Raw genomic sequence first — 23,718 nt, forward strand, 5'->3', positions numbered from 1 at the left:
GGCGTAATGTCGAGCATGTGCAAGGACGGTTGTGCGACGGGCCGTTGTCCTGCAAAGAGGCGGCGAGCCAATGGCACCGCTTCCCCCTTCCCCTGGATCGACGTCGCGATCATCCTCGCGCTCGTCGCGTTGAACGGCGTGTTCGCGATGAGCGAACTCGCGATCGTCTCCGCACGCAAAGCGCGGCTCGAGGCGATGGCGCGCCAAGGCAAGAAGGGCGCGCGCGCCGCACTCGTGCTCGCCGCCGACCCGGGCAAGTTCCTCTCGACCGTCCAGATCGGCATCACGCTGATCGGCATCCTCGCGGGTGCCTATTCCGGCTCCAGCCTGGGCATGCCGACCGCGGCGCGGTTGCAGGCCTGGGGGCTGTCCGCCTCGACCGCGGAGACCGCCGGGTTCGCGATCGTCATCGGTCTGACCACTTACGCGTCGCTGATCATCGGCGAGCTGGTGCCCAAGCAGTTCGCGCTGCGGGCGCCCGAGGCAATCGCGTCGTTCATGGCGCCGGTGATGCGCTGGCTCGCGATCGGCACCGCGCCAATCGTGCTGGTGCTCGATTCGACCAGCGCGCTGATCTTCAAGCTGCTCCGCCTCAACCGTGAATCTGAAGAGCACGTCACCGCCGAAGAGCTCCACATGATCGTCGCCGAGGCGTCGAAGTCTGGGATCATCGAGGAGCATGAGCGCTCGATCATCTCGGGCGTCGTCCGCCTCGCGGATCGCCCGGTGCGCGAAGTGATGACGCCGCGTACCGAGATCGACTGGCTCGACTGCGACTGGGGCCCCGACGAGATCCGCGAGACGCTGCTCGCATCGCAGCACACGCGGCTGCCGGTGGGCGAAGGTTCGATCGACGCGGTCAAGGGCGTCGTCCAGGCGCGCGACATCGCCGCGGCGCTGTTCCGCGGCGAGCCGATCGACCTGCGCGCGTTGATGCGGAAAGCGCCCGTCGTGATCGACCAGATCGACGCGATGGACGCGCTGCTCGCGCTGCGCGAAGCCGAAGTGCCAATGGCGCTGATCCACGACGAATACGGACATTTCGAAGGCATCGTCACGCCGGCGGATCTGCTCGCGGCGATCGCCGGCGAGTTCAAGTCGGACTCGGATCCGGACGATGCGCCTTCGGTCGTCGTGCGTGACGATGGCTCGTTGCTGGTGGCGGGGACGATGGCGGCGGATTCGCTCGCCGATCGCCTTGGCATCGACCTGCCTGAAGATCGTGATTACGCCACCGTTGCGGGGTTGGCGCTGTCGGTGTTCCGCCATCTGCCGGGTGAGGGCGAGAGCTTTGTCGAGCAGGGCTGGAAGTTCGAGATCGTCGATCTGGATGGGCGGCGCATCGACAAGTTGCTGGTGAGCGAAGTCTGAGGACTCCGCCGGGCGTGGGTGCTTGGGCGAAGTTCAGATGCAAAACCGGCGTACAGATACTTCTGATCCGCTCCGCTCCGGCTGGCGAGACTTCCTAACAACCGTCATCCCAGCGAAAGCTGGGATCTCCCCGTTTTGCGCGCGACGGATCCCAATTGGAAAACCCCAGCGTACGCTGGGGTGACGGGCTTTTGTGGTGACGGAGTACGGTACCTGAGGGGCGGATTGATGGTTTTCTCGCCGCCTGCTCGGTTCGCAGACCGTCCTTATTCCCTTCCGTTCGTCCTGAGTAGCTGCTGAGCTTGTCGAAGCGGCGTATCGAAGGATGGGTGGGCGCTCGGAACCCATGCTTCGATACGAGCCCTCGATACGCTCCTGACGGAGCTACTCGGTCTCTACTCAGCACGAACGGAGAAGGGCGGCCGATATCGTGGTCTTGGTCCGCGCGCAGATATCTACTCAGCACGAACAGAAAGGGGATGGTAAGCCTCTGCTCTCGTTTACGGGCAGAATCTCGGCCTCGGTCTTTGCGTTGACGGCTGGAGCCGCAACCGCGGGGTCAACTCCGGGTTCACCAACGGCAGGCGCGCTGGAACTCTCCGCCGGTACTTCCGAAACCGGCTTAGCCCCGGCTCCAGGTCGCTCGGTACGAACGGCACGACACTTGGCGGTGGCCCGGACATGCCCGCAGGATCACCCTCGACGCGGCCGTGGAGGTGGTCGATCTCCGCCTGCCGCCGGTTCAGGTAGAACGACCGCGTCGCCGCGTACGGATCGGGCGAATTGTCGTGCAGATCCTTCAACGTCTGGTCGAACTCGGACCTGTGATCGAGCGCGCCGAGGATACCCGCCGGCACCGTGTACGACGTGCTGGTGAACGGATGACCGACGCCGACCGGCAGGATCAGGCGATCGACCGCGCCGCCCAACAGGTCGCGGATCGTCGTCGGCCCGACGATCGGCAGGAACAGGAACGGGCCGTTCTTGACTCCGTAATAGCCGAGCGTGTTCGCAAACCCGTTCGAGCGTCGCGGCAAATGGAACGGCTTGCGCTTGGCCATGTCGAGCACGCCGGCGACGCCGATCGTCGTGTTGATCGCGAACCGCCCGACCGTTTCCGCCGCCTTGCCCGGCTTGAACTGGAGCAGGAAGTTCAGGAAGACGATCGGCTCGCGCAGATTGTAGAGGAAATTGTGGATGCCGCGCCGGATCGGGCTCGGCACGTTGTTCTTGTAGGTTCGCGCGACCGGCCCGATCACGGCGTCGTCGACCTTCTGCGTCACCGCGAACGACTCGGCGTTGACCGCGCGCAGCGGATCTCCCGCGGTCTCCTTGCGGCCTGTGACGACGATGTCCTTGGGAATGTCGTTGCTAGTCCGTTGGGCAGGGGTCCCCAACGGAGCGGGGCCGACCGGCGGAATGTCCTGCGTCGGCAGCCCCTGGGGGAGGATCTCGAACGCAGGAAGCGATGCGGTCAGGGCAAGCGGCGAAACCGCTATCGACGCGGCCGCCGGGAAGTCACTCGCGAAAGGCGACAGCATCGCGCCGGGTAGCGCCGCACTCGCAGCATCGCCGGGTAACGATATCGGCGCGGCCGTCACGTGAACGGGGGCAGCCGTCAACAGCATTGCGCTCATCGTTACCAGCATGTGCACTCATCGCCCTGTTATCCGCCGCTCTCCTACATCGAGATGCGGCGCGCCCGACATGCCCGTCGGCGCGCGTGGAGCATAGAGCCAATCGTCATTTCCGCCGAGGGTCGCGGTTAGCTGATCAGGCCCGCGGCACACCTTCGATGCGTTGTCATTAGTTCCAGCGCTTGGCTCACAGCTTGCCGAACACCGCCTCGAACCCGGCCTTGTCGCCCGCCGCGAGTAGCCGCGCCTGCTCGATCCAGCGATCGCGTCCCATCCGTCCGGTGAAGTTGCCGAGTTGCGCGTCGATCCGCTGCGCCTCGCTCTCCGACAGCGCCGCCATTTGGCCGATCGTTGCAACGCCGAGCGCGCCGAGCTGCGCGGCGACCTTCGGGCCGAGTCCCTTCAATTGCGTGACGGGGTCGTCTGCATAGGATGGCGTTGGCTGTGTCGACTCGATGGGTGTGGGCGCTGGCGCGATCGGGGCGGGTTCGAGGGGTGTCGGCGGCGCTATTTCGGTTGCTGGGCTGGCGTCCAGCGGCGCGGCGGCGGCGATCGGTTCGTCCGCCAGACGATCGGGTATTGGCGCTAGGTCAGAGTCGGGCGTGTCGGCGATCGGCGCAGGCGCAGTACGAACCGCGGGCGTGCGCTCGGGTTGGGGCTGGATCGGGGTCTGGGCCTGGACCGGGGGCTGGGGCGGCGTAACCGGGGCGACCGTCTGCGCCTGTACCTGGGACTGCGAGGCCGTGCGCGTTTCGGGTTCAGCGTCGATCGGCGCGGGGGGAACGCCGGCTTCCTTGGCGTTGGCGATCACGTCGTGCGTGGCCTTGGTGCGGCTGCGCTTGGCCCGGATGCCCCAGATCAGGCCGATCACGACGAGGATCGCCACCACGGCGATGATCGTGAAGTGGATCGCGGTCAGCGTGGCGATGCCGTCGGGCAGCAGGCTGAGACCTGAGGCGGAAGTCGCGGAAGTTTCGTTCATGCTCATACTCGTAGCGTCACGCGGGGAGGCGGCGAGAGGTAATTGGTTAGCTAGTCATGTCCGATCCTCCCCCGCCAGGGGGGGCACCGCAGGTGACGGAGGGGAGGTCACGGAACAGGGGTTTCGCCTGCCTCCCCCTCCGTCTGGCAAGCGCCAGCCACCTCCCCCTGGCGGGGGAGGATAAGGACTGGATTACGCGCCGCGCGCGATCTCGCGCCAGCCGATGTCGCGGCGGTAGAAGCCTTCCGCGAAATCGATCGCCTCGACCGCGCGGTAGGCGCTCGCCTGCGCCGTCGCGACGTCGTCGCCGGTCGCGGTCACCGCGAGCACGCGCCCGCCAGATGCGACCAGGCCGCCGTCCTCGAGCCGCGTGCCCGCATGGAACACCGTGCCGCCCGCCGCCCGTGCCGAATCCAGTCCGACGATCGACCCGCCCGCCTTGGGCGTCCCCGGATAGCCGTCCGCTGCCATCACCACGGTCAGCGCGGTCTCGTCGCTGAACTTCGCCGCCGGCATCTCGCGGAGCCGCCCTTCCGCGGTCGCCAGCATCGTCGCGAGCAGGTCGCCCTGGAACCGCATCATCAGCACCTGCGTCTCGGGATCGCCAAACCGGGCGTTATATTCGATCAGCTTGGGTCCCTGCGGCGTCAGCATCAGCCCAGCGTACAGCACGCCCGAGAACGGCATGCCCTCCGCCGCCATAGCCGCCACGGTCGGCGCGACGATCTCGTCGATCGCGCGCTTCTCAAGCGCCGGCGTCAGCACGAGCGCAGGGCTGTACGCGCCCATCCCGCCGGTGTTCGGCCCGGTATCGCCCTCGCCGACGCGCTTGTGATCCTGCGCGGAGCCGAACGGCATCAGCGACACGCCGTCGGTCAGCACGAACAGGCTCGCCTCCTCGCCTTCGAGGAACTCCTCGATCACCGCCTCGGCTTCCCCGTCGGCGAACAGCGCGTCGAGCGCGGCATCGGCTTCGGCCGCGCTGAAGGCGATGACGACGCCCTTGCCCGCGGCGAGACCGTCCGCCTTGATAACGACCGGCAGCGAGAAGGTGCGGGCGAGCGCGGCATCCGCTTCTTCGCGCGTTTTCACACGGACATAGCCCGCGGTCGGAATCCCGGCGCGCAGGCACAGATCCTTGGTGAAGCCCTTCGACCCTTCCAGTTGCGCGGCAGCCTTCGAAGGCCCGAACACCGGAATGTCCGCGGCACGCAAGCTATCGGCCAGCCCATCGACCAGCGGCGCCTCCGGCCCGATCACGACCAGCCCGACGTCATGCTCGCGCACAAACGCCGTAACCGCCGCGTGATCCGTCGCATCCAGCGGCACGAGCGTCGCAACGCGTGCGATCCCGGGGTTGCCCGGCGCGGCATACAGCGTATCGAGGCCGCGAGATTGCACCAGCTTCCACGCGAGCGCATGTTCGCGACCCCCGAGCCCAGCAGCAGGACGTTCATGCCCGATCCCTTTTCCGATGATGTGTCCAGCGACATGGGGCGGCTGGTAGCCGAGCCGGTCGCCGGCGACAACGCACTCGCCATGTCGGTCGGCGAACTCGCGTTCAAGCTGAAGCGGATGGTCGAGGGCGAATTCGGCCATGTCCGCCTGCGCGGCGAGATCTCGGGCTGGAAGCGCGTCGCGTCCGGGCATTGCTACATGTCGCTCAAGGACGACCAGGCGGTGATCGACGGCGTCATCTGGAAGGGCAATGCGTCGAGCCTCGCCTTCGTCCCGCAGGACGGTATCGAGGTGATCGCGACCGGCAAGCTCACCACCTATCCCGGCCGCTCGAAATACCAGATCGTCATCGAGCGGATGGAGCTGGCGGGCGCCGGCGCGCTGATGGCGCTACTGGAGAAGCTGAAGGCGAAGCTCGCAGGCGAAGGGCTGTTCGACGGCGCGCGCAAAAAACGCCTGCCGTTCATGCCGAAGGTGATCGGCGTCGTCACCTCGGGCACCGGCGCAGTGATCCGCGACATCCTCCACCGGCTCGAGGATCGCTGCCCGACCCACGTCATCGTCTGGCCGGTCAAGGTGCAGGGCGAGGGTTCCGCCGCCGAGATCGCCGCCGCCGTCCGCGGTTTCGACGCGCTTGTCCCCGGCGGTCCGGTGCCGCGCCCCGATCTCGTCATCGTCGCGCGCGGCGGGGGCTCGGTCGAGGATTTGTGGTCGTTCAACGAGGAGGTCGTCGTGCGTGCGGTCGCCGCCTGCACGATCCCGATCATCTCCGCGGTCGGCCACGAGACCGACACGACCTTGTGCGACTTCGCTGCCGATCTCCGCGCGCCGACGCCGACCGCGGCGGCCGAGATCGCGGTGCCCGTGCTCGCCGACCTGCGGCTGACGATCGATAGCCACCGCAACCGCACCGAACGCTGCGCGCGCCGCCATGTCGAGCGCGGCCGCGAACGGCTCGATGCGCTGGCACGGTTGCTGCCCAAGCGCGACCAACTGCTCGGGCCACAGCGCCAGCGCGCGGACGATTTCGGCCAGCGGCTCGACCGCGGGCTGGAGCGTCGCCTGACCCTCGCGCGCGGCAGCCTCGATCGCTCGGGGGCAGCACTTCGTCCCGCGACCCTCGAACGCAAACTCGAAGCGAAACGTGCGCAGCTCGATGCGACGTGGCGCCTCGTCCAGTCGCTCAACCCTGACGCGATCCTCGACCGTGGCTATGCCCGCGTCACCGCCCGACCCGGCGGCGAGACACTTGCCTCCGCCACGTCGGCGCGTGACGCGGGGACGCTGATGCTCCACTTCCGTGACGGCGTGGTCGATGCGGTCACCGACACCGGCCTTGAGCGCCCCGCCGCCAAAACCTATGCTGCTCCCAAGGCGAAGGCCGCGCCCGATGCGACGCCGCGCCAGCCCACCCTGCTGTAAAGAAGAGCCTCGCAATGCTGATGTCCAACTCCGACCGCGCCGCGCGCCTGCATTATATGGCAAACGGATTCCGCGTCCTCAGCCCCGGTGACCACGTCGCCTGCGCCACCACCGGCCACCGCATCGCGCTGGAAGACCTGCGCTATTGGAGCGTCGCCCGCCAGGAAGCCTACGCCACCGCGGCGTCTGCCAGCGAAGCGATGGCGCCGCGATGATCCGGGCGGCGGTGCTCGTCCTGCTGGCCGCGACCAGCGCCACCGCCCAGCAAGCGCCGCCGCCAACTACCGCAACTGCGAGCCCCTTTCGCTGGACCGGCACGCTCAGCCAGGGCGGACTGATCCTCGGGACCGCCCCCGCCGGAACGCGCACCGTCATGCTGAACGGCACGCCGATCGCGCTGGCCCCCGACGGCCGCTTCCTCGCCGGCTTCGACCGCGACGCCGGCCCGCAAGCGATGCTGAGCGCGACACTTGCCGACGGTCGCACGATCCAGCAATCGCTGACGATCGCACCCCGAAGCTGGGACATCTCGCGGCTGTCCACCCTGCCCAAATATCCCGTCCCCGAGGCAGAATTCGCGCGCATCCGTCCTGGCGAGCTCGCGCAGATCGTCGATGCACGGAAGATTTCCGCCTCCTCCGATGGCTGGCGAGGGGCATTTGCGTGGCCGGTGACAGGGCGGATCTCGACGCTGTTCGGCTCGCAGCGCATCTACCGCAACGGCGAGGCGGGATTCTATCATTCGGGGATCGACATCGCGCGCGAGACGGGGACCGTGGTGCGCGCGCCGGCGGCCGGCGTCGTGATCTTCGCGGCCGACCATCCCTTCACGCTGGAGGGCAACCTGCTGATGCTCGACCACGGCATGGGTCTCAACAGCGCGTTCCTGCATCTGTCGCGGATCGACGTGAAGGTCGGCGATCGCGTGAACAGGGGCCAGCCGATCGGCGCGGTCGGCATGTCCGGCCGCGCGACCGGCCCGCATCTCCACTGGAGCCTGCGCTGGAACGACGCCAAGCTCGATCCGCTGCTGCTCGCCGGGCCGATGCCCGGCGGCTAGCGTTGCAGGCCGGGGGGATCGGCGGATAGAAATCGCCGCGCCGCCACGGCGGATCGACCGGTTCCTCCGGATCGCGTTCGGCAAAGTTCACATAGCCGAAGAACGTCGCGATCAGCCGTTCGCTCGCGTCGAGGATCGGCCTGCGCCCATGCATGAAGCGCGTATTGTCGAGCATCAGCACATCGCCGGCCTGCCAGGCGACCGCGGCGCTGACGCTGTCGCCCGCCGCCTTGATCGCCTGCAGCCACGGCTCGGGTACCGGATAGCCGTCGTCGAGCAGCGGAAAATCGGGGCGGTTGTTGTTGAACCGCGCGAACAGCAGGAAATTGCCGAACGCCGGCGCTTCGATGAACATCGGCCGGTGCAGTGCGGGCCGCGTGAAGATCCGCAACACCTGTCCCTCGATCCGCCGGAACGAGTAAGGGCAGGACGGCGGCGGCGCGGCCAGCATAGCGTCGCTCGGATCGGGATCGCCCAGCCAGAAGTCGAGCAATTCGGGCCAGGTCGGCTTGATATACAGCAGCCGTCGATCCTCGAGCAGGCGGCGCAGCGCGTCGGGCAGCGCGTTCACCAGCGCGACACCGTCGCACACCAGCGTTTCTCCACCACGCGACGGCGGCGACAGGCAGGCGAAGAACGCCGCGTCGGGCTTCCACGGTTCGCGCGACAATTCGGGGTGCAGTGAAAACGCGCCGGTCCCGCCATCAACGGTGTGGATGTTGAATTCAGGCTCGATCGGTCGCCGCCCCGGGCTCTCGTTCATCACCGAGGTCGAGCAGAACTTGCCCGCGAACCGCCGGAACTGCGCGGCATCGGCGCCGAACCCGCGCACCAGCAGCGCGCCGTGCGTCTTGTAGAGCGCGACGATCTGCGCCGGGTCGATATCGAGGATCCCGGCTTCGTCTGCGGGTTCGACCAGCACATAGGGGCGGCCGGGCTCGGGAGCGTGGATCTTTGGCATGGCCGGGCAGGGATAGCGGCAATCCGGCAGCGGAGCTATACCCGCGACGATGACCCTGACGCTGGCCGATCTCTACGCTTCGCCCGATCATTATCTGCATTCGTTCGACGGCGACACCGCCGTGTTCGTGCCGATGGACCGGGCCGCCTATCACCGGTCGATCTTCCTCGATGCGCGGATCTCGCCGGCCGAGGACGGTGCGCTACGGGTGCCCGTTGCGGCATTGATCGAAAGCATTCCGGCGTCTTTGCCGACCGGCTGGATCATGCATGTCGCGCATTGCGGATCGACGCTGCTCGCACGTGCGCTAGATGACGCCGACGCGAACCTCGTGTTGCGCGAGCCTCAGGCGTTGCGCCAACTCGCCTTCGGCCCACCCGATGGACGACTGGCGCTGACGACCGCGATGCTGTCGAAACGCTACCGCCCGGACTTGCCAACGATCGTCAAGGGCAACGTCCCGACCAACTTCCTGCTCCCCGGATCAGCGCGGCAACGCCCGGCGCGCCGATGATCTTTCTGTATCTGCCGTTGCGCGAGTATCTGTTTGCCATCCTGCGCAGCGACAATCATCGGACGTGGCTCCGCAATGTCACGACGCAGCTCGGCAAGCATGTCGGCGGGGCAATCGGCGCGCTGCACAATGCTTCCGATGCCCAGCGCGCGGCTGCGCTGTGGCTCGCCCAGATGCAACTATACGCCGACGCGGCGGGGGTCATGGTGAACGCGCGCAGCCTGGATGCAGAGACGTTCTTCGCGGATCCGACCACCGCCCTGACCGCGGCGGCGGCGCATTTCGGCGTACCGCTGTCACCGCGCGAGATCGAAGCCCGTGTCGGGGGGCGCTGTTCGCGACCTATTCGAAGAACCCGGCACAATCGTTCGGAAACGCCGATCGCTTGGCGCGTCGTAACGATATCGAGGCCGAGCTCTCCGTCGATCTCGACGAAGCCGAACGCTGGATCGCCGCGCGCGAGACAGAAGCCTCGTCCGCACTGGCGACGCTGCGAGCTATTCCGCTCGCCGTTTGACCGTCGGGTACGTGATCGCGGCGGTGTTCAGCGCACCCGAATGCCACGCACGCTGCGCTCGCCGTTGATCGCGATGAAGTAGTTGCCCATCGCACCCTGACGGATACGGACCTTGGCGCCGGCCTTTGGCGGGAACGACATCGGATCGGTTGTCATCCAGACCGCCTCGCTGTCCGCCAGCCGGAGCTCGATCCGGCCATTCTCCATCGGTCGTGCACTCGCGATCGTAGTGTTCAGCTCGGTGAAGTCGTCGGTCTTGGGGCCGTCGTCGCGGTCGCCGCCACCGAACAGCGGAATATGGGGCACCGAAAAACCGAACAGCGATTTCCGCGCCTTGCGGATATCCTGGCGGTCTACGATCGTGACGTCCTTCGCCTTGACCGCGGTTTCGATCGCAGCCGCCGCCGAGTCGAAACAGGCAAGCCTTGATTCGGCACTGGAAATCGCGCGGCAATGCGACAGCGATTCCATGACCTTACCGCTCGACATCTCCTGTGCCGCGCCTTCGCGGCTGCAGCATATCAAGGCGATCGACGCCATTAGAATCCGTCCGGTCATCCCGCTTTCCCCGCAATTTTCCTCGCCTTCACGCTATGCCGATCCTGCTGGGTCGACAAGTCGAGCGAAGGGGAGTGTGGCGCGCTTGCTACAATCCGCAATAATATGTCGCTAGTGTTACGGCGCCGTTGGCGAACCGTCGCAATTCGATTACGCAACGCAACATCTAACCGGCAAACGTCGGAAGATGGTCCGGACAACGGATCATGAAAGGGGACTTTTCATGCTTGCTCCATATCGTTCGCGCTTGTTGGCTTCGACCTTGCTGGTCGGCGCCGTGATCGCTGCCAATCCCGCCTTCGCGCAGGACGCCAATCCCGCCAGCCAGCCCAAGACGGGCATCCAGAGCACCGACGCCGCGGCCCCCGCCGCTGGCATTTCGAGCCAGGAATCGGCGCCTCCCGCAGACGCGAGCAGCACGGGCGAAGTCGTCGTCACCGGTACGTTGATCCGTAACCCGAACCTGATTTCGTCTAGCCCGGTTGCAGTGATCGGCCAGGAAGAGATCGCGCTGCGTCAGTCGGGCAACGCCGAGTCGCTGATCCGCGATCTTCCGGGCGTCGTCGCGTCGATCGGCCAGAACGTCAACAACGGCAACGGCGGTGCGTCGTTCGTCGATCTTCGCGGTCTCGGCAACTTCCGCAACGTCGTCCTGCTCGACGGCACGCGTATCGTCCCATCGAGCACGGTCGGTCGCGTCGATCTGAACAACATCCCGCTGGCCCTGATCGAGCGTGTCGACACGCTGACCGGCGGCGCGGCAACGACCTATGGCGCCGACGCGGTGTCGGGTGTCGTCAACTTTATCACCCGCTCCGATTTCTCGGGCATGGAGCTTAACCTCTCCAAGGGCATCACCGAAAAGGGCGATGGCGCGTCGACCCGTGCGGACCTGACCATCGGCGGCAACTTCGCTGATGACAAGGGCAACGCAGTGCTCTCGATCGGCTACCAGAAGTCGGACCCGATCTATCAGGGTTCGCGTCGCATCTCGTTCAACAACTACACATCGACCTCGGGTGGTCGTGGTGGTTCGGGCACGACGGTTCCAGGCCGCTTCACGGTTGGCAGCGCACAGAATGCGCTCGTGCCGGAGACCGGTACGTTGCGTCCGTATGTGGCCTCGCGCGACGGCTTCAACTTCAATCCGTACAACGTGTTCCAGACGCCGTTCAAGCGCTACAACCTGTACGCTGCCGCGCATTACGATGTCGCCGACAACGTCCAAGTCTACACGCGCGGTATGTTCTCGAAGAACACCGTCAACACGGTGATTGCACCGTCGGGTCTGTTCGGCACGTCCGCACTCATCCCGCTCAGCAATCCGTATCTGCCGGCAACGGCGCGCGCGCAATTCTGCGCTGCCAACCCGGCATATTCGTTCCCGGGCGGTGGTACGCCTGTTTTGATCAACCGTCAGCTGACGGCGGCCGAGTGCACCGCAGCGGCATCGGCGACGAGCCTCTCTGACCCGAACTTCCGCGCGATCACGACGACGATCGGTCGTCGCAGCACCGAAGTCGGTCCGCGTCTCTCGCAGTTCGTCACGCAGATCTTCGATTACCACGCTGGCGCCAAGATCGGGATCACGAACTCGATCAACCTCGATGTGTCGGGCGGCTATGGTGAGTCGGAGAACCGCCAGACGCAGTCGGGTTACGTGCTGGCGTCGCGTGCGCGCACGGCATTGTTCGCGACCAACACGACGAGCTGCCTCGCGGCTTCACCTGCGGTCACGACCGTTAATGCGAGCGGTCAAACGGTTGTCCTCGCCGCCGGCGGTGCGGGCACCAACGCAGGCAGCGGTTGCGTTCCGCTCAACATCTTCGGTGCGGACGGTTCGATCACGCCCAACCAGATTGGGTATCTGACGGCAGACAGCACGACCCGTCAGTTCGCGTCGCTGGCCCAGGCCCGCGCGCTGCGGACCGGCGATTTCGGTTTCTCGTCGCCATTGGCGAGTGAGCCGGTCGGCTTCGCTGCCGGGACCGAGTATCGCAAGTACAAGGGCTCGCAGAGCGCCGATACGCTGTCGCAGACCGCGGGTGAGCTCGGCGGCGCCGGTGGTGCAGTCCTGAACTTCAACGGCGGTTATGAAGTCGTCGAAGGCTATGGCGAGTTGATCGCGCCGCTGATCGCGGATCGTCCGTTCTTCCGCAGCCTGACGGTCGAAGCTGGCGTGCGCTATTCGGACTACAAGGTGTTCGCGGATAACAACCCGAGCTACAACACGACCACCTACAAGGGCGGCGGTAGCTGGGAGCCGTTTGATGGCCTGAAGATGCGCGGCAACTATCAGCGTGCGGTTCGTGCGCCGAACATCGCCGAGCTGTTCTCGCCATCGAGCGTCGGGTTGACCAACCTGGCGCAGGATCCGTGCCGCACGACGGCAACGTATGCTGGGCCTGCAACGAACGCCAACCTGGCAGCAGTCTGCCTTGGGCAGGGTGCTCCGGCAGCCTCGATCGGCCTGATCCGGAACCCGACTGCAGGACAGCCGGCGGCAACGTTCTCCGGCAGCCTGGCACTGCGTCCGGAAACTTCGGACTCCTACACGTTCGGCGTCGTCATCCAGCCGAAGCACTTCATTCCGGGTCTGTCGATCACGGTCGATTACTATAACATCAGCATCCGCAATGCGATTTCGCAGCCATTGCCTGGTGACGCGATCGATGCATGCTTCGGTCAGGGCGTCGCAGCCGGTGGCGCCGTCAACGTCAACGCAGCCAGCGCTTCGAACCCGCTCTGCACGGTGATCCGTCGCAACCCGGTCACGGGTGCTCTCGATGGCGATCCTGCAACGACGGGCGGTCTGAACTTCACGCCGTCGAACCAGGGTCGTATCCTGACCGACGGTATCGATCTCGGTGCGAACTATCGCCGCGATCTCGGCTTCACGAAGCTGAACCTCAGCTTCCAGGGCAACTGGACGAACCGCTCGAAGTTCAAGGCAACGCCGATCTCGCAGTATCGCGAGTGCGTCGGGCTCTACAGCAGCAACTGCGGTTCGCCGGGTTCGGCAGGTCCAAGCTCCGCAGCAGGTTCGCTCCAGCCCGCGTTCACGTGGAACCAGCGTACCACGCTGACCTTCGGTCCTGCGGACATCTCGCTCCTGTGGCGTCACGTTGGCAGCATGAAGGTCGAAGACGGCGTCACCGCCTTCGCCGGTACGATCGGCTCGGGCGCTCTCGCTGGCGAGGTCGTCGATTTTAGCAAGATCAAGGCGTATAACTACCTCGATCTGGCGACCCGCATCGGCGTTGGCGACAACCTCGACTTTACGGTCACCGTCACCAACCTGCTCGACAAGGCGCCTCCGATCGTCGGTGGCACGATCGGTTCGACGTCGTTCAACAGCGGCAACACGTTCCCGTCGACCTATGACGCGATCGGTCGCCGCTTCCAGTTCGGCGCACGCATGAAGTTCTGATCGGATCGCACCGATCGTCTGAAGAAGGGGCGGGCTTCGGCCAGCCCCTTTTTTGTGCGTTTCCCGGGTCTTCGCCCTGCTCTCCGTTCAGGCGTCGAACCCAAAGCGTTCGACCCAGGGCGCGAGGATCGGCAGCACCGGTGCGAGGTTGTCGGCATAACGCCGCCATTGCCCCCGTCCGTCGAACAGACCGCGGCGCACCTGCGTCGCGCTGGCGGTGCGCACGCCACGCGTCTGCGCGGTGCGATCGAATTTGCGGAAGTCCTCGGTCCAGGGCAGGTCGAGGAACGCGGCGAGATGGCGCACGGTCGCCTCGAAGTCGGTCACCAGCCGGTCGTACCGGACCTCGTGAAACGCCAGCGGCAGGCGGTCGCGGCACAATTCGGTCAACTGCATCAGCGCATCGTAATGGCGCGCGGTTTCCGCCAGATCGCTGAACGCCCACGCGGCGGTGCTCGGGGTGAAGTTGATCCGGTAGCAGCTGAGCACGATGTCGCGTGGATCGCGGCGCATGATCAGGATCTTGGCGTCGGGAAATAGTCGCGCGATGATCGGCAGCTTGATCCCGTTGAACGGGTTCATGTCGACGAAGGTCTTGCCGACGACGCTGCCCGCCATCGCCGTCACCCGCCGCCAATAGGCCGCGCGCAACGCGTTGATCGTCGCGAGGTCGAGCGTATCGAGCGACGGCATCGTCCCGTCGTTCGCGACCAGCACTTCGTCGGTGTCGACCAGCGTATCGCGTTCCTCGAGCGCGACGACGTCGGGTGCGCTCGCCAGCACGTTCTCGACCAATGTCGTGCCGGACCGCGGATAGCCGAGCAGGAACACGTGTCGCGCCGCCGCACCGGCAACCGCACCCTCGACGATCGCGCGGGGGGCGGGGGGCGTATCGCGAACCTGTGCCGCGATCGTCTCGATAAAGCTGCGATGCGAGGGGCGGTCCGCAGTCGGTGACAATTGTGCAGTGTAGATCGACCGGAAATTCGTCTGCGCGCGACCATAGGCGGCAAACGCGTCCCGCGTCCGATCCTGCCGGTCGAGCGCATCGCCGAGCAGCGTGAAGGCGCGGGTGCGATCATCGCCCTTCACCGCGGTCTTGAGCAAGGCGGTCATCCGCGCTTCCGCTGCCGTCCCGTCGCGCGCTTCGATGTCGATCGTCGCCAGTGCGCACAACGCGGTCGGCTCGCGCGGGTCGATCGCCAGGGCTCGATCGGCGAGCTGGCGCCCGGTTGCCGCATCGCCGTCCTTCGCGGCCCCGTCCGCGAGCTTGGCCAACGCCGGTGCCAGCATCGGATCGAGCGCCAGCGCCTGCGCGTAACTGACCTTCGCGTCCGCCCAGGATCGCAATGCATCGTAGACATAGCCGCGCTCGAGCCACGTCGCTGCGTGAAACGGCGCAACTGCAAGCGCCTGGTCGAGCACCGCTGCAGCCTCGTCGAGCAAACCTTCCTTGCGCAGTACCGCGCCGATCGCGCCGAGGATCAGCGGATCCCCCGGCGCCAGCGTAAGCGCCTGCCGGAGCAGGCGATGCGCGCCCGCGTAATCGCCCGACTCTTCGCGCTGCCACGCGGCGAGATTGAGCAGCATCGGGTCGACATCGCCCCGCGCTAGCGCGGTTTCGGCCAATTTTGCAGCCTGCGCGATCGCATTGCCCGCTAGTGCGCGGTCGATCTTCGCACGCAATACCGGATCGCGCGCGGTGGTCGGTTTGCGGCTTCCCGTCTGTCGCATTTTTAGCCTTTTCGAAATGACGTCTGATCTGCCACAAGTCTTGGGGGTACCGCCCCCAGGTATGCAAGGGACTCGACCATGATGCGTTTCTTCGTCGCCGCGGCGTTGCTGATGCCGATCGCCGCCAGTGCCGTAGCTTCACCGCCGCAGAAGGACGTCGGTGAAAAATCCGCCGATCCAGCGTCGAAGACGATCTGCAAGAGATTTATCAGGACCGGATCGCTGGTCGATGGCTACCGGATCTGCAAGACCAAACGTGAATGGGAGCGCGACCGCGATCTGCTGCGGCAATCAAGCGGGGGTTCGGCCTGCAAGGACGTGTCGATGGGGCAGCCCTGCGGTTGACGTCGATCGCGCTCAAGTCCCCGAGCGTCTGACCTCCGCGTTCACCTTCAGCCGGCCGCCATGGCGAATAGCGCGCTGGGCGGGGTGATCGCTACGCCGGCGGTGGCCGCAACCGCCTGCGCCCAGACGAGCACCTTTTCGATCTCGTCGGCATGCGTGTCGGCGGCGTCGCGGTGCTCCTCGGCACGATCCGCGATCCTGAAATCCGCTTGGAGCTTGGAATGGCGCGTGAACGCCGGACCCGTCACGATCTCGTGCAGACCCGCATCATCCAGATCGAGGCCGAACAGCGTCGCCAATCGGCGCATCGTCCCAACTGGATCGCCCGTTAGGCTCTCACTGTCGAGCGTTCTTACCCGCTCCGCCCCGAACCGTTCGACCAGCCGCGCAAACAGCATCTGTTGCGCGAGCCAGCCAACCGCGGCGACCTGGAGGTCGGTCAGGCCGAGATAGTCGCGTGGCGCAAAGCCGAGATCGACCAGCTTGTCGTCGAGCAATCCGAGCAGCAGCACGCGCACCCAAAGTCGCCCGTCGATACCTTTCTTGGCGACCGATCCGAGATACGTCCGCAACGGCGCGTAGAGTAGTAGCGCACGCGACTCCGGACGCAGCGTCAAGATCGGCGCGGCGAGCGCGTTGATCGCATTCGACGGCTTTACGATCACCGCCTCGCCCGGTGCGAACGGCCGCGCCAGCAGGGTGAGTACATCGTCGAGTACGGTCGCCATGTCGGGGCCCTTATCGCCGCGACGCCGCCAGCCGATCAGATCGTTGAGGATCGTCGGCTCCTTCAGTCCCATCGCCCAACCGGGCCGGTCGAACGCCCGCGCGACCAGTGTCGAACAGCAGAAGGCCGAGTGGAACACGAAATGGAGCGGGGCGGTCGGCGGCGCCGCAGCGATGATCGCACGGCGTGGTAAAACCAGCGGGTCCAGGTCGTCGGGCAGATGTTCCTCAGTCAGGAAAATCGATGTGCGATGCACGGCGCGGGAGACCGGCAGAAGGTGGACGGCATCCTGGACGGGGTCATAGCGGTGCGCCAGCCATTCGGCATCGTATGCGGTCGCGGTTACCGCTGCTGCAAGCGTTGGAAACTGCGGGGATGTTGGACTGACCATATAGCCCAACTGCGCGACGAAACGGTCGCTTGTCCACCCGTGCAATCGCGGTAAGCTTGGTCGCGATTTTGGGGGCACGGGCGGGCATGAATCAAATTGGGGGCCATAGGGAGATCGAGACTCTTCTGGGTGCGGCGAGGCAGGCGCAACGGGCGGGAAATGCCGATGAGGCGGCGCGGTTATGTCGCCTTGTATTGGCGACGGCCGGCGATCATCCGCTTGCGCTCAATATCCTGGGACGACAGGCTTTGGCGCGTGCTGCACCGATCGAAGCTGCCGCCTTGTTCCGGCGGGCGATCGCCGCCGATCCGGTTGCGCCCGAACTGCACATCAATCTGGCTACGGCGATGCGCGAGAGTGGCAACGACGACGGCGAGCAAGCCGCGTTGGAAGGCGCGCTGGCGATCGACCAGCGGCATTTCATGGCGTTGGTACGGCTTGCCGAATTGTTCGAGCGACGCGGTGAAGACGATCGTGCCACCGAACGCTGGAGCGGGGTCCTGGCGATGTCGGTGCTGCTCGAAGACCGCACGCCCGCGATCGATACGATGCTGGCACACGCGCATGCCTTCGTCGCGCGACAGCAGGCGGCGTTTGCCGAGGCGGTCGACACTGGCCTTGCCCGGTTGCGCGACGGCATTGCACCCGGCGACCGGCGGCGTGTCGACAGGTGCATCGACGCGTTGATCGGGCGGCGGCGGATATACACGAACATCTGTTCCGGCCTGCACGTCCCGTTCCTACCCGCCGATGAGTTCTTTGATCGCGCGCATTTTCCGTGGCTCGCGCAGATCGAAGCGCAGACCGACATCATCCGTACCGAAATGGAGGCGCTACTGGCGGCGGATTCACCCGGCATCCAGCCTTATGTAGTGATGCAGCCAGGCACGCCCGAGAACAAATGGTCGGCGCTCGACAACCGGCTCGACTGGGGTGCGTTCCACCTGTGGAAAAACGGCGTTCGTGACGATGCCGCCTGCGCGCGCTGTCCGCAGACCGCCGCTGCGATCGAGGCACTGCCGCTCGCCGACTTGCCCGCCCGCGCACCCTCCGTTTTCTTTTCACTGCTGCGACCCGGCACGCGCCTTCCCGCGCATACCGGCGTCAGCAACGTTCGCGCGATCATCCATCTGCCGCTGATCGTACCCGACAAATGCGGGTTCCGGGTCGGCGGTGAGACGCGCGAATGGCGGGTCGGCGAGGCGTGGGCGTTTGACGACACGATCGAACACGAGGCGTGGAACCGTTCCGATCAACTGCGTGCGATCCTAATCTTCGATGTCTGGAACCCGTATCTCACCGAGGTGGAGCGCGACGTCCTGCGCGCGTTCTTCCCTGTAGCAGACGCGAACGGCTATGATCTTCGCGCGCAGATCGGCGACTGAGCGAGAGCGGCGTTGGTAACGCCGCTCTCGCCCCGCTTAGGCGATCTGGAGCACCAGCTTGCCGTCGCCTTCGTCGACCTTGACGGTCGAGCCGTCCTTCACCTCGCCGCGCAGGATCATGTCGGCGAGCGGGTCTTGGAGATAGCGCTGCACCGCACGCTTCAACGGCCGTGCGCCGTACACCGGATCATAGCCGACGCGTCCGAGCCATGCTCTCGCGGCATCCGTCAGGTCGAGGACGATCTTGCGGTCGGCGAGCAGTTTGTCGACGCGGGATACCTGGATGTCGACGATCGGTGCCATGTGCGACTGGCCGAGGCGGTGGAACAGGATCACCTCGTCGAGCCGGTTGAGGAATTCCGGCCGGAAATGCGACCGGACGATCTCCATCACCTGCGGCTCGACCGACGACACGTCGTCGCCCTCCGCCATGTTCGCTAGATACTGGCTGCCGAGGTTCGACGTCAGGATGATCAGCGTATTGCTGAAATCCACCGTGCGCCCTTGGCCGTCGGTCAGCCGCCCGTCGTCGAGCACCTGCAACAGCACGTTGAACACGTCGCCATGCGCCTTCTCGACCTCGTCGAACAGAATGACCTGGTACGGACGCCTGCGCACCGCCTCGGTCAGCACGCCGCCCTCCTCATACCCGACATAGCCGGGAGGCGCACCAATCAGCCGCGCGACCGCGTGCTTCTCCATGAACTCGCTCATGTCGATGCGGACCATCGCGCTGGGATCGTCGAACAGGAACTCTGCCAGCGCCTTGGTCAGCTCGGTCTTGCCGACGCCGGTCGGTCCGAGAAACAGGAACGAGCCGAGCGGCCGGTTCGGATCCTGCAACCCCGCACGCGCACGCCGGACCGCGGTCGACACGGCTTTCACCGCATGCGCTTGGCCGATCACGCGCTTGCCGATCGTCGCCTCCATCGCGAGCAGCTTGTCGCGCTCTCCCTGCAGCATCCGCTCGACCGGGATACCGGTCCAGCGGCTGACGACGCCGGCGATATCGTCCGCGGTCACCTCCTCGCGCAACATCGCACCCTTGGTCGCCCCCGCCGCCTCGTCGAGCTGGCGCTGCAAGCCTGGAATCGTGCCGTACGAAAGCTCGCCCGCTTTCGCGAGATCGCCAGACCGCTGCGCCTGTTCCAGCTCGAGCCGCGCGGCATCGAGCTGTTCCTTCAGGCGCGCCTCGGCATTAATTTTGTCCTTCTCGCCCTTCCAGCGCGTCGTCAGTTCGGCGGATTGCTCCTCCAGATTGACGAGTTCGCCTTCCAGCGTGTCGAGGCGGTCGACCGACGCGTCATCGGTCTCGCGCTTCAACGCCTCGCGTTCGATCTTGAGCTGAATGATCCGCCGGTCGAGATTCTCGAGCGCTTCGGGCTTCGATTCGACTTCCATGCGGATCCGCGACGCGGCCTCGTCCATCAGGTCGATCGCCTTGTCGGGGAGGAAGCGGTCGGTGATGTAGCGGTTCGACAGCGTCGAGGCGGCGACGATCGCGCCGTCGGTGATCCGCACGCCGTGGTGGAGCTCGTACTTCTCCTTCAGCCCGCGCAGGATCGAGATCGTGTCCTCGACGGTCGGTTCGCCGACCATGACGGGCTGGAACCGCCGCTGCAACGCCGGGTCCTTCTCGACATATTTGCGGTACTCGTCGAGCGTGGTCGCGCCGACGCAGTGCAACTCGCCGCGCGCGAGGGCCGGCTTGAGCAGGTTGCCCGCGTCCATCGCGCCCTCGGATTTACCCGCGCCGATCAGCTGGTGCATCTCGTCGATGAACAGGATGACGTCGCCCTCGGCGGCCTTCACCTCGTCGAGCACGCCTTTCAGCCGCTCCTCGAACTCGCCGCGATATTTCGCACCCGCGATCAGCGAGCCCATGTCGAGTGACATCAGCCGGCGATCTTTCAGCGTATCGGGCACGTCGCCATTGGCGATGCGAAGGGCCAGCCCTTCCGCGATCGCGGTCTTGCCGACGCCGGGTTCGCCGATCAGCGCAGGGTTGTTCTTAGTCCGGCGGGCGAGGATCTGGATGGTGCGGCGGATCTCCTCGTCGCGACCGATGACGGGGTCGAGCTTGCCGTCGCGCGCCGCCTGCGTCAGGTCGCGCGCGAATTTCTTAAGCGCATCATAGCGGTCCTCGGCGCCCGCGGTGTCGGCGGTACGGCCCTGGCGGACGGCGTTGATCGCGGTGTTGAGCCCCTCGGGCGTCACGCCGCCGGCCTTCAACGCCTTGCCCGCGGCGGTGTTGAGCGAGAGCGCGAGCGCAACCAGCAGCCGCTCGACGGTAACGAAACTGTCGCCCGCCTTGCTCGCGATCTGCTCGGCCTGGTCGAGCACGCGCACCGCGTCGTTGTCGATCCCCGGCGTGGTCTGCGCGCCCGAGCCGGACACGACGGGAATTTTGGCCAGCGCGAGATCGGTTTCCGAGGTCGCGCGCTTGGCGTCGCCGCCCGCGGCCGCAATCAGCCCTGCGGCCATGCCCTGCTCGTCCTCCAGCAGTGCCTTCAACAGATGTTCGGGCGCGATCCGCTGATGGTTCATGCGGATCGCGACGGTCTGCGCGGATTGCAGGAAGCCCTTCGCGCGGTCGGTGAATTTGTCGATGTTCATGACGAATTCCTGTGGGATGGTTCGGTATCTGGCCAAAAGATGGTGTTGCATTTGAGCAACACAAGAGCTTTCGGGAGATGCTAGCACGTGCCATCAGAACCGATACATAAAACCGGAGCGGCCTACCCTGGAGGCGTGCCGTGCTTACGTGGCGACAAGGTCGGGGTAAGCCAGGAACGCTAAAAACGCTCGCGCGAGCGGCATTTCTGCCGGTGGCGGGCTCCAAATGCCGAGCTTACGAGCATGAGGTGGCAAGGTGACGGTTCTCTCCGCAGGGTGCTCGTCGAGCGCCCGCTGCGGGAGCGAAGTCAAAAAACTGGTGCTGCCGGTGAGGATTGAACTCACGACCTCAGCCTTACCAAGGATGCGCTCTACCACTGAGCTACGGCAGCACTCGTCGGCATCGCTGCCGGCGGAGTGGGGCTAAGAGACGAGGGCGGCGCGGTTGTCAAGCTATCGTGCGGCGATGTAGGGCGGATTTATGGATGACCGGGATAGAAAGGCGGCCGAAAAGGCGGAGCGCATGGCCGCCGCCTTGCGGGAAAACCTGCGACGGCGGAAGGCGCAGGCGCGTGCGGTAAGCGCCGCGCCCGCGACTGGTGACGAGCCGGTCAAGTAAGGGCTGCGCATTTTCCGGCGAGCCAGGCGCGATCCTCCGCGTCGGTCATTTCGGGGGTCAGGACCGCCAGCACCTGCGCGTGATAGTCGTCGACCCATTGGCGCTCTGCCGCGGTCAGCAGCGCTGGCTCGATCAGTGTGCGCTCGATCGGGCAGAAGGTGAGCGTTTCGAAACCGAGCATTGCGCGGTCGGCGCCGGGGATCTCGCGCGGTTCCATCAGGATGAGGTTCTCGATGCGGATGCCGTATTCGCCGGCCTTGTAATAGCCGGGCTCGTTGGAGAGCATCATGCCGGCGCGCAGCGGCTCCATCGCCGCGCCGCCGGGGTAGTTTGGCGAGGCGATCCGCTGCGGGCCTTCGTGGACCGCGAGATACGCACCGACACCGTGGCCGGTGCCGTGGCCGAAATCGAGGCCGGCTTCCCAGAGCGGACGGCGGGCGAAGGCGTCGATCTGGCCGCCCATCGTGCCGTCGGGGAAAACCGCGGTGGCGATGCCGATATGCCCCTTGAGGACACGCGTGAAACGGTCGCGCATCTCTTCGGTCGGTTCGCCGATCGGCATGACGCGGGTGACGTCGGTGGTGCCGTCCGCATATTGGCCGCCGGAATCGATCAAATAGAGCTGGCCGGGTTCGATCGGGGCGCTCGATTCTTCCGTGACGTGGTAGTGCGGGATCGCACCGTGCGGGCCGGTGGCGGAGATCGTGTCGAACGAGGTGTCCTTCAGGACGCCGGTCTGTTCGCGGAAGGCGAGCAGCCTGGCGGCGGCGCTGAGTTCGGTCTGGCCGCCTTTCACGCATTCGCTCTCGACCCAGCGGAGGAAGCGCGCGAGTGCGGCGCCGTCGCGGGCGGAGGCGGCGCGGTGGCCGGCGATCTCGACCGGGTTCTTGATGGCTTTTGCGAGGACGACTGGGTCGCGCAGGGGGAGGATCTTGGCGCCGCCGGCCTGGAGTGCCTGCGTGATCGCCGCGACTGCTCGCTCAGGGTCGGCGGCGACGCGCTTGCCGGCATAGGTGGCGAGGGTCGCGGCGAAGGCGGCGCGGTCGTGGAGGCGGACCGCGTTGCCGAGATGTTGACGGACGGTGTCGTCGAGCTTGTCTGGGGCGACGAACAGGTCGGTGGTGCCGTCCGCGCCGACGATCGCGTAGGATAGCGCTACGGGGGTGTGGTCGACGTCGTCGCCGCGGATGTTGAGCGCCCAGGCGATGGAGTCGAGTGCGGTGAGGACGACCGCGTCCGCGTTCTGTTCGGAGAGCCAGTCGGCGATCTTGGCACGCTTTTCGGCGGAGGAGGCGCCGGTGAACTGGTCGGGCTGGACGGTCAGCTTGGCGGGGGAGGGGGCGGGGCGGTCGGTCCAGATCGCGTCGATGGGGTTGGTGTCGACCGCTACCAGCGTCGCGTTGCGGTCGGCGAGGGCTGTGGAGGCTTCCGCGACCCAAATTCCGGTGTGGAGCCACGGGTCGTAGCCGATCCGGCCGCCTTCTGGGGCGTGCTTAGCGAGCCAGGCGGCGGGGCTGGTCTGGGGGACGTCGGCGTAGTCCCACTGCGCGCCGTCGACCTGTTCGCGGACCTGGATCGTGTAGCGGCCGTCGGTGAAGATCGCCGCGCGGTCGGCGAGGACGACCGCGGTGCCGGCCGAGCCGCCGAAGCCGGTGAGCCAGCCGAGGCGCTGCGCATAGCCGCCGACATATTCGCTCATGTGTTCATCGGTGAGCGGGATGACGAAACCGTCGAGATTATCGGTGGTTAGCTGGGCGCGGAGGGCCGCGAGGCGGTCGGCTATGCGGGCGGTCGAAGTCATCGGTTCGGTCTCTCGTCAAAAGTGAAGTATAGAAAGTGCAGACGCTGGCGAGGTTTCAATACTTGCCCCTGGTGGGCGTGGGGGACGGGCGCGACGGTATGGGTATGGGCGCGGATTGGCGGTCATGGTTCATGCCGGGCGTTGTGACAGAATGCAGATGTGTAGGACAGCGGGTGCGGGCGGGGCTCAA

16 protein-coding genes, 1 tRNA gene and 2 pseudogenes are annotated in these 23,718 nt (G+C 66.1%); 9 read left to right on the top strand and 10 right to left on the bottom strand.

Annotated features, from left to right (window positions below):
- Positions 1 to 15: 15 nt before the first annotated feature.
- Complete coding sequence (locus QP164_RS15695; RefSeq protein WP_333924287.1) at positions 16 to 1,371, top strand: hemolysin family protein; 1,356 nt, start codon at positions 16 to 18, stop codon at positions 1,369 to 1,371.
- Positions 1,372 to 1,871: 500 nt separating this feature from the next.
- Here QP164_RS15695 and QP164_RS15700 read toward each other — a convergent pair whose 3' ends face one another.
- The 3 genes and pseudogenes from QP164_RS15700 to purD form a co-directional block, all read right to left on the bottom strand.
- Positions 1,872 to 3,020: an MlaA family lipoprotein gene (locus QP164_RS15700; protein WP_333923733.1), complete on the bottom strand. Its 1,149-nt coding sequence runs from the start codon at positions 3,018 to 3,020 to the stop codon at positions 1,872 to 1,874.
- 175 nt (positions 3,021 to 3,195) lie between these two features.
- A complete protein-coding gene (locus QP164_RS15705) occupies positions 3,196 to 3,990 on the bottom strand; it encodes a hypothetical protein (RefSeq protein WP_277984090.1) in 795 nt (264 codons plus the stop codon).
- A gap of 192 nt (positions 3,991 to 4,182) precedes the next feature.
- A pseudogene (purD, locus tag QP164_RS15710) lies at positions 4,183 to 5,447 on the bottom strand (phosphoribosylamine--glycine ligase).
- Between purD and xseA the strand changes: the two are divergent.
- From xseA to QP164_RS15725, 3 genes are read left to right on the top strand one after another with little or no spacing between them, the layout of a single operon-like run.
- Positions 5,446 to 6,870, top strand: a complete 1,425-nt coding sequence (xseA, locus tag QP164_RS15715; RefSeq protein ID WP_333923734.1) for an exodeoxyribonuclease VII large subunit — start codon at positions 5,446 to 5,448, stop codon at positions 6,868 to 6,870. The pseudogene purD and the gene xseA sit on opposite strands and share 2 nt — an antisense overlap.
- A gap of 14 nt (positions 6,871 to 6,884) precedes the next feature.
- Positions 6,885 to 7,085 carry a DUF2093 domain-containing protein gene (locus QP164_RS15720; RefSeq protein ID WP_277984093.1) on the top strand — a complete coding sequence of 67 codons (201 nt, stop codon included), beginning with the start codon at positions 6,885 to 6,887 and terminating at the stop codon, positions 7,083 to 7,085.
- A complete protein-coding gene (locus QP164_RS15725; RefSeq protein WP_333923735.1) occupies positions 7,082 to 7,930 on the top strand; it encodes a M23 family metallopeptidase in 849 nt (282 codons plus the stop codon). Before QP164_RS15720 ends, QP164_RS15725 begins: the two co-directional genes overlap by 4 nt.
- Before the next feature lie 127 nt (positions 7,931 to 8,057).
- On the opposite strand, the pseudogene QP164_RS15730 reads toward QP164_RS15725, so the two are convergent.
- Positions 8,058 to 8,891 (bottom strand): annotated as a pseudogene (locus QP164_RS15730) (TauD/TfdA family dioxygenase); the annotation flags it as partial.
- A gap of 49 nt (positions 8,892 to 8,940) precedes the next feature.
- On the opposite strand from QP164_RS15730, the gene QP164_RS15735 reads away from it, so the two are divergent.
- Together QP164_RS15735 and QP164_RS15740 are read left to right on the top strand one after the other, a co-directional pair.
- A complete protein-coding gene (locus QP164_RS15735; RefSeq protein ID WP_333923736.1) occupies positions 8,941 to 9,405 on the top strand; it encodes a hypothetical protein in 465 nt (154 codons plus the stop codon).
- The gene (locus QP164_RS15740; RefSeq protein WP_333923737.1) at positions 9,402 to 10,004 is read left to right on the top strand and encodes a hypothetical protein; all 603 of its coding nucleotides are present in this window, start codon (positions 9,402 to 9,404) and stop codon (positions 10,002 to 10,004) included. Before QP164_RS15735 ends, QP164_RS15740 begins: the two co-directional genes overlap by 4 nt.
- On the opposite strand, the gene QP164_RS15745 is transcribed toward QP164_RS15740, so the two are convergent.
- Complete coding sequence (locus QP164_RS15745) at positions 9,950 to 10,480, bottom strand: hypothetical protein (RefSeq protein WP_333923738.1); 531 nt, start codon at positions 10,478 to 10,480, stop codon at positions 9,950 to 9,952. The genes QP164_RS15740 and QP164_RS15745 overlap by 55 nt on opposite strands.
- Positions 10,481 to 10,703: 223 nt before the next feature.
- On the opposite strand from QP164_RS15745, the gene QP164_RS15750 reads away from it, so the two are divergent.
- Positions 10,704 to 13,910, top strand: a complete 3,207-nt coding sequence (locus QP164_RS15750) for a TonB-dependent receptor domain-containing protein (RefSeq protein WP_333923739.1) — start codon at positions 10,704 to 10,706, stop codon at positions 13,908 to 13,910.
- 87 nt (positions 13,911 to 13,997) lie between these two features.
- Here QP164_RS15750 and QP164_RS15755 read toward each other — a convergent pair whose 3' ends face one another.
- Positions 13,998 to 15,644, bottom strand: a complete 1,647-nt coding sequence (locus tag QP164_RS15755; RefSeq protein ID WP_333923740.1) for a tetratricopeptide repeat-containing sulfotransferase family protein — start codon at positions 15,642 to 15,644, stop codon at positions 13,998 to 14,000.
- 78 nt (positions 15,645 to 15,722) lie between these two features.
- Here QP164_RS15755 and QP164_RS15760 point away from each other — a divergent pair, with 78 nt between their 5' ends.
- Positions 15,723 to 15,989 carry a hypothetical protein gene (locus tag QP164_RS15760; protein WP_277984100.1) on the top strand — a complete coding sequence of 89 codons (267 nt, stop codon included), beginning with the start codon at positions 15,723 to 15,725 and terminating at the stop codon, positions 15,987 to 15,989.
- 47 nt (positions 15,990 to 16,036) lie between these two features.
- Here the strand turns inward: QP164_RS15760 and QP164_RS15765 are convergent, their stop codons facing one another.
- Complete coding sequence (locus QP164_RS15765; RefSeq protein ID WP_333923741.1) at positions 16,037 to 17,107, bottom strand: hypothetical protein; 1,071 nt, start codon at positions 17,105 to 17,107, stop codon at positions 16,037 to 16,039.
- A gap of 194 nt (positions 17,108 to 17,301) precedes the next feature.
- Here QP164_RS15765 and QP164_RS15770 point away from each other — a divergent pair, with 194 nt between their 5' ends.
- A complete protein-coding gene (locus QP164_RS15770) occupies positions 17,302 to 18,492 on the top strand; it encodes an aspartyl/asparaginyl beta-hydroxylase domain-containing protein (RefSeq protein WP_333923742.1) in 1,191 nt (396 codons plus the stop codon).
- Positions 18,493 to 18,528: 36 nt separating this feature from the next.
- Here QP164_RS15770 and clpB read toward each other — a convergent pair whose 3' ends face one another.
- The 3 genes from clpB to QP164_RS15785 form a co-directional block, all read right to left on the bottom strand.
- Positions 18,529 to 21,108, bottom strand: a complete 2,580-nt coding sequence (gene clpB, locus QP164_RS15775; RefSeq protein WP_333923743.1) for an ATP-dependent chaperone ClpB — start codon at positions 21,106 to 21,108, stop codon at positions 18,529 to 18,531.
- A 317-nt stretch (positions 21,109 to 21,425) separates the two neighbouring features.
- Positions 21,426 to 21,500 (bottom strand) — tRNA-Thr (locus tag QP164_RS15780).
- A gap of 219 nt (positions 21,501 to 21,719) precedes the next feature.
- Complete coding sequence (locus QP164_RS15785; RefSeq protein WP_333923744.1) at positions 21,720 to 23,528, bottom strand: aminopeptidase P family protein; 1,809 nt, start codon at positions 23,526 to 23,528, stop codon at positions 21,720 to 21,722.
- Between the last annotated feature and the right edge of the window lie 190 nt (positions 23,529 to 23,718).

This window comes from Sphingomonas sp. LR59 (genome assembly GCF_036855945.1).
Lineage (GTDB): Bacteria > Pseudomonadota > Alphaproteobacteria > Sphingomonadales > Sphingomonadaceae > Sphingomonas.

Excerpts from the sequence above, each read along its gene's own strand:
- QP164_RS15750 (WP_333923739.1), top strand. The coding sequence starts at position 10,704 with ATGCTTGCTCCATATCGTTCGCGCTTGTTGGCTTCGACCTTGCTGGTC.
- QP164_RS15695 (WP_333924287.1), top strand. The coding sequence starts at position 16 with ATGTGCAAGGACGGTTGTGCGACGGGCCGTTGTCCTGCAAAGAGGCGG.
- QP164_RS15725 (WP_333923735.1), top strand. The coding sequence starts at position 7,082 with ATGATCCGGGCGGCGGTGCTCGTCCTGCTGGCCGCGACCAGCGCCACC.
- QP164_RS15755 (WP_333923740.1), bottom strand. The coding sequence starts at position 15,644 with ATGCGACAGACGGGAAGCCGCAAACCGACCACCGCGCGCGATCCGGTA.
- QP164_RS15700 (WP_333923733.1), bottom strand. The coding sequence starts at position 3,020 with ATGCTGGTAACGATGAGCGCAATGCTGTTGACGGCTGCCCCCGTTCAC.
- clpB (WP_333923743.1), bottom strand. The coding sequence starts at position 21,108 with ATGAACATCGACAAATTCACCGACCGCGCGAAGGGCTTCCTGCAATCC.
- QP164_RS15745 (WP_333923738.1), bottom strand. The coding sequence starts at position 10,480 with ATGACCGGACGGATTCTAATGGCGTCGATCGCCTTGATATGCTGCAGC.
- xseA (WP_333923734.1), top strand. The coding sequence starts at position 5,446 with ATGCCCGATCCCTTTTCCGATGATGTGTCCAGCGACATGGGGCGGCTG.
- QP164_RS15785 (WP_333923744.1), bottom strand. The coding sequence starts at position 23,528 with ATGACTTCGACCGCCCGCATAGCCGACCGCCTCGCGGCCCTCCGCGCC.
- QP164_RS15720 (WP_277984093.1), top strand. The coding sequence starts at position 6,885 with ATGCTGATGTCCAACTCCGACCGCGCCGCGCGCCTGCATTATATGGCA.
- QP164_RS15765 (WP_333923741.1), bottom strand. The coding sequence starts at position 17,107 with ATGGTCAGTCCAACATCCCCGCAGTTTCCAACGCTTGCAGCAGCGGTA.
- QP164_RS15705 (WP_277984090.1), bottom strand. The coding sequence starts at position 3,990 with ATGAACGAAACTTCCGCGACTTCCGCCTCAGGTCTCAGCCTGCTGCCC.
- QP164_RS15760 (WP_277984100.1), top strand. The coding sequence starts at position 15,723 with ATGATGCGTTTCTTCGTCGCCGCGGCGTTGCTGATGCCGATCGCCGCC.
- QP164_RS15735 (WP_333923736.1), top strand. The coding sequence starts at position 8,941 with ATGACCCTGACGCTGGCCGATCTCTACGCTTCGCCCGATCATTATCTG.
- QP164_RS15740 (WP_333923737.1), top strand. The coding sequence starts at position 9,402 with ATGATCTTTCTGTATCTGCCGTTGCGCGAGTATCTGTTTGCCATCCTG.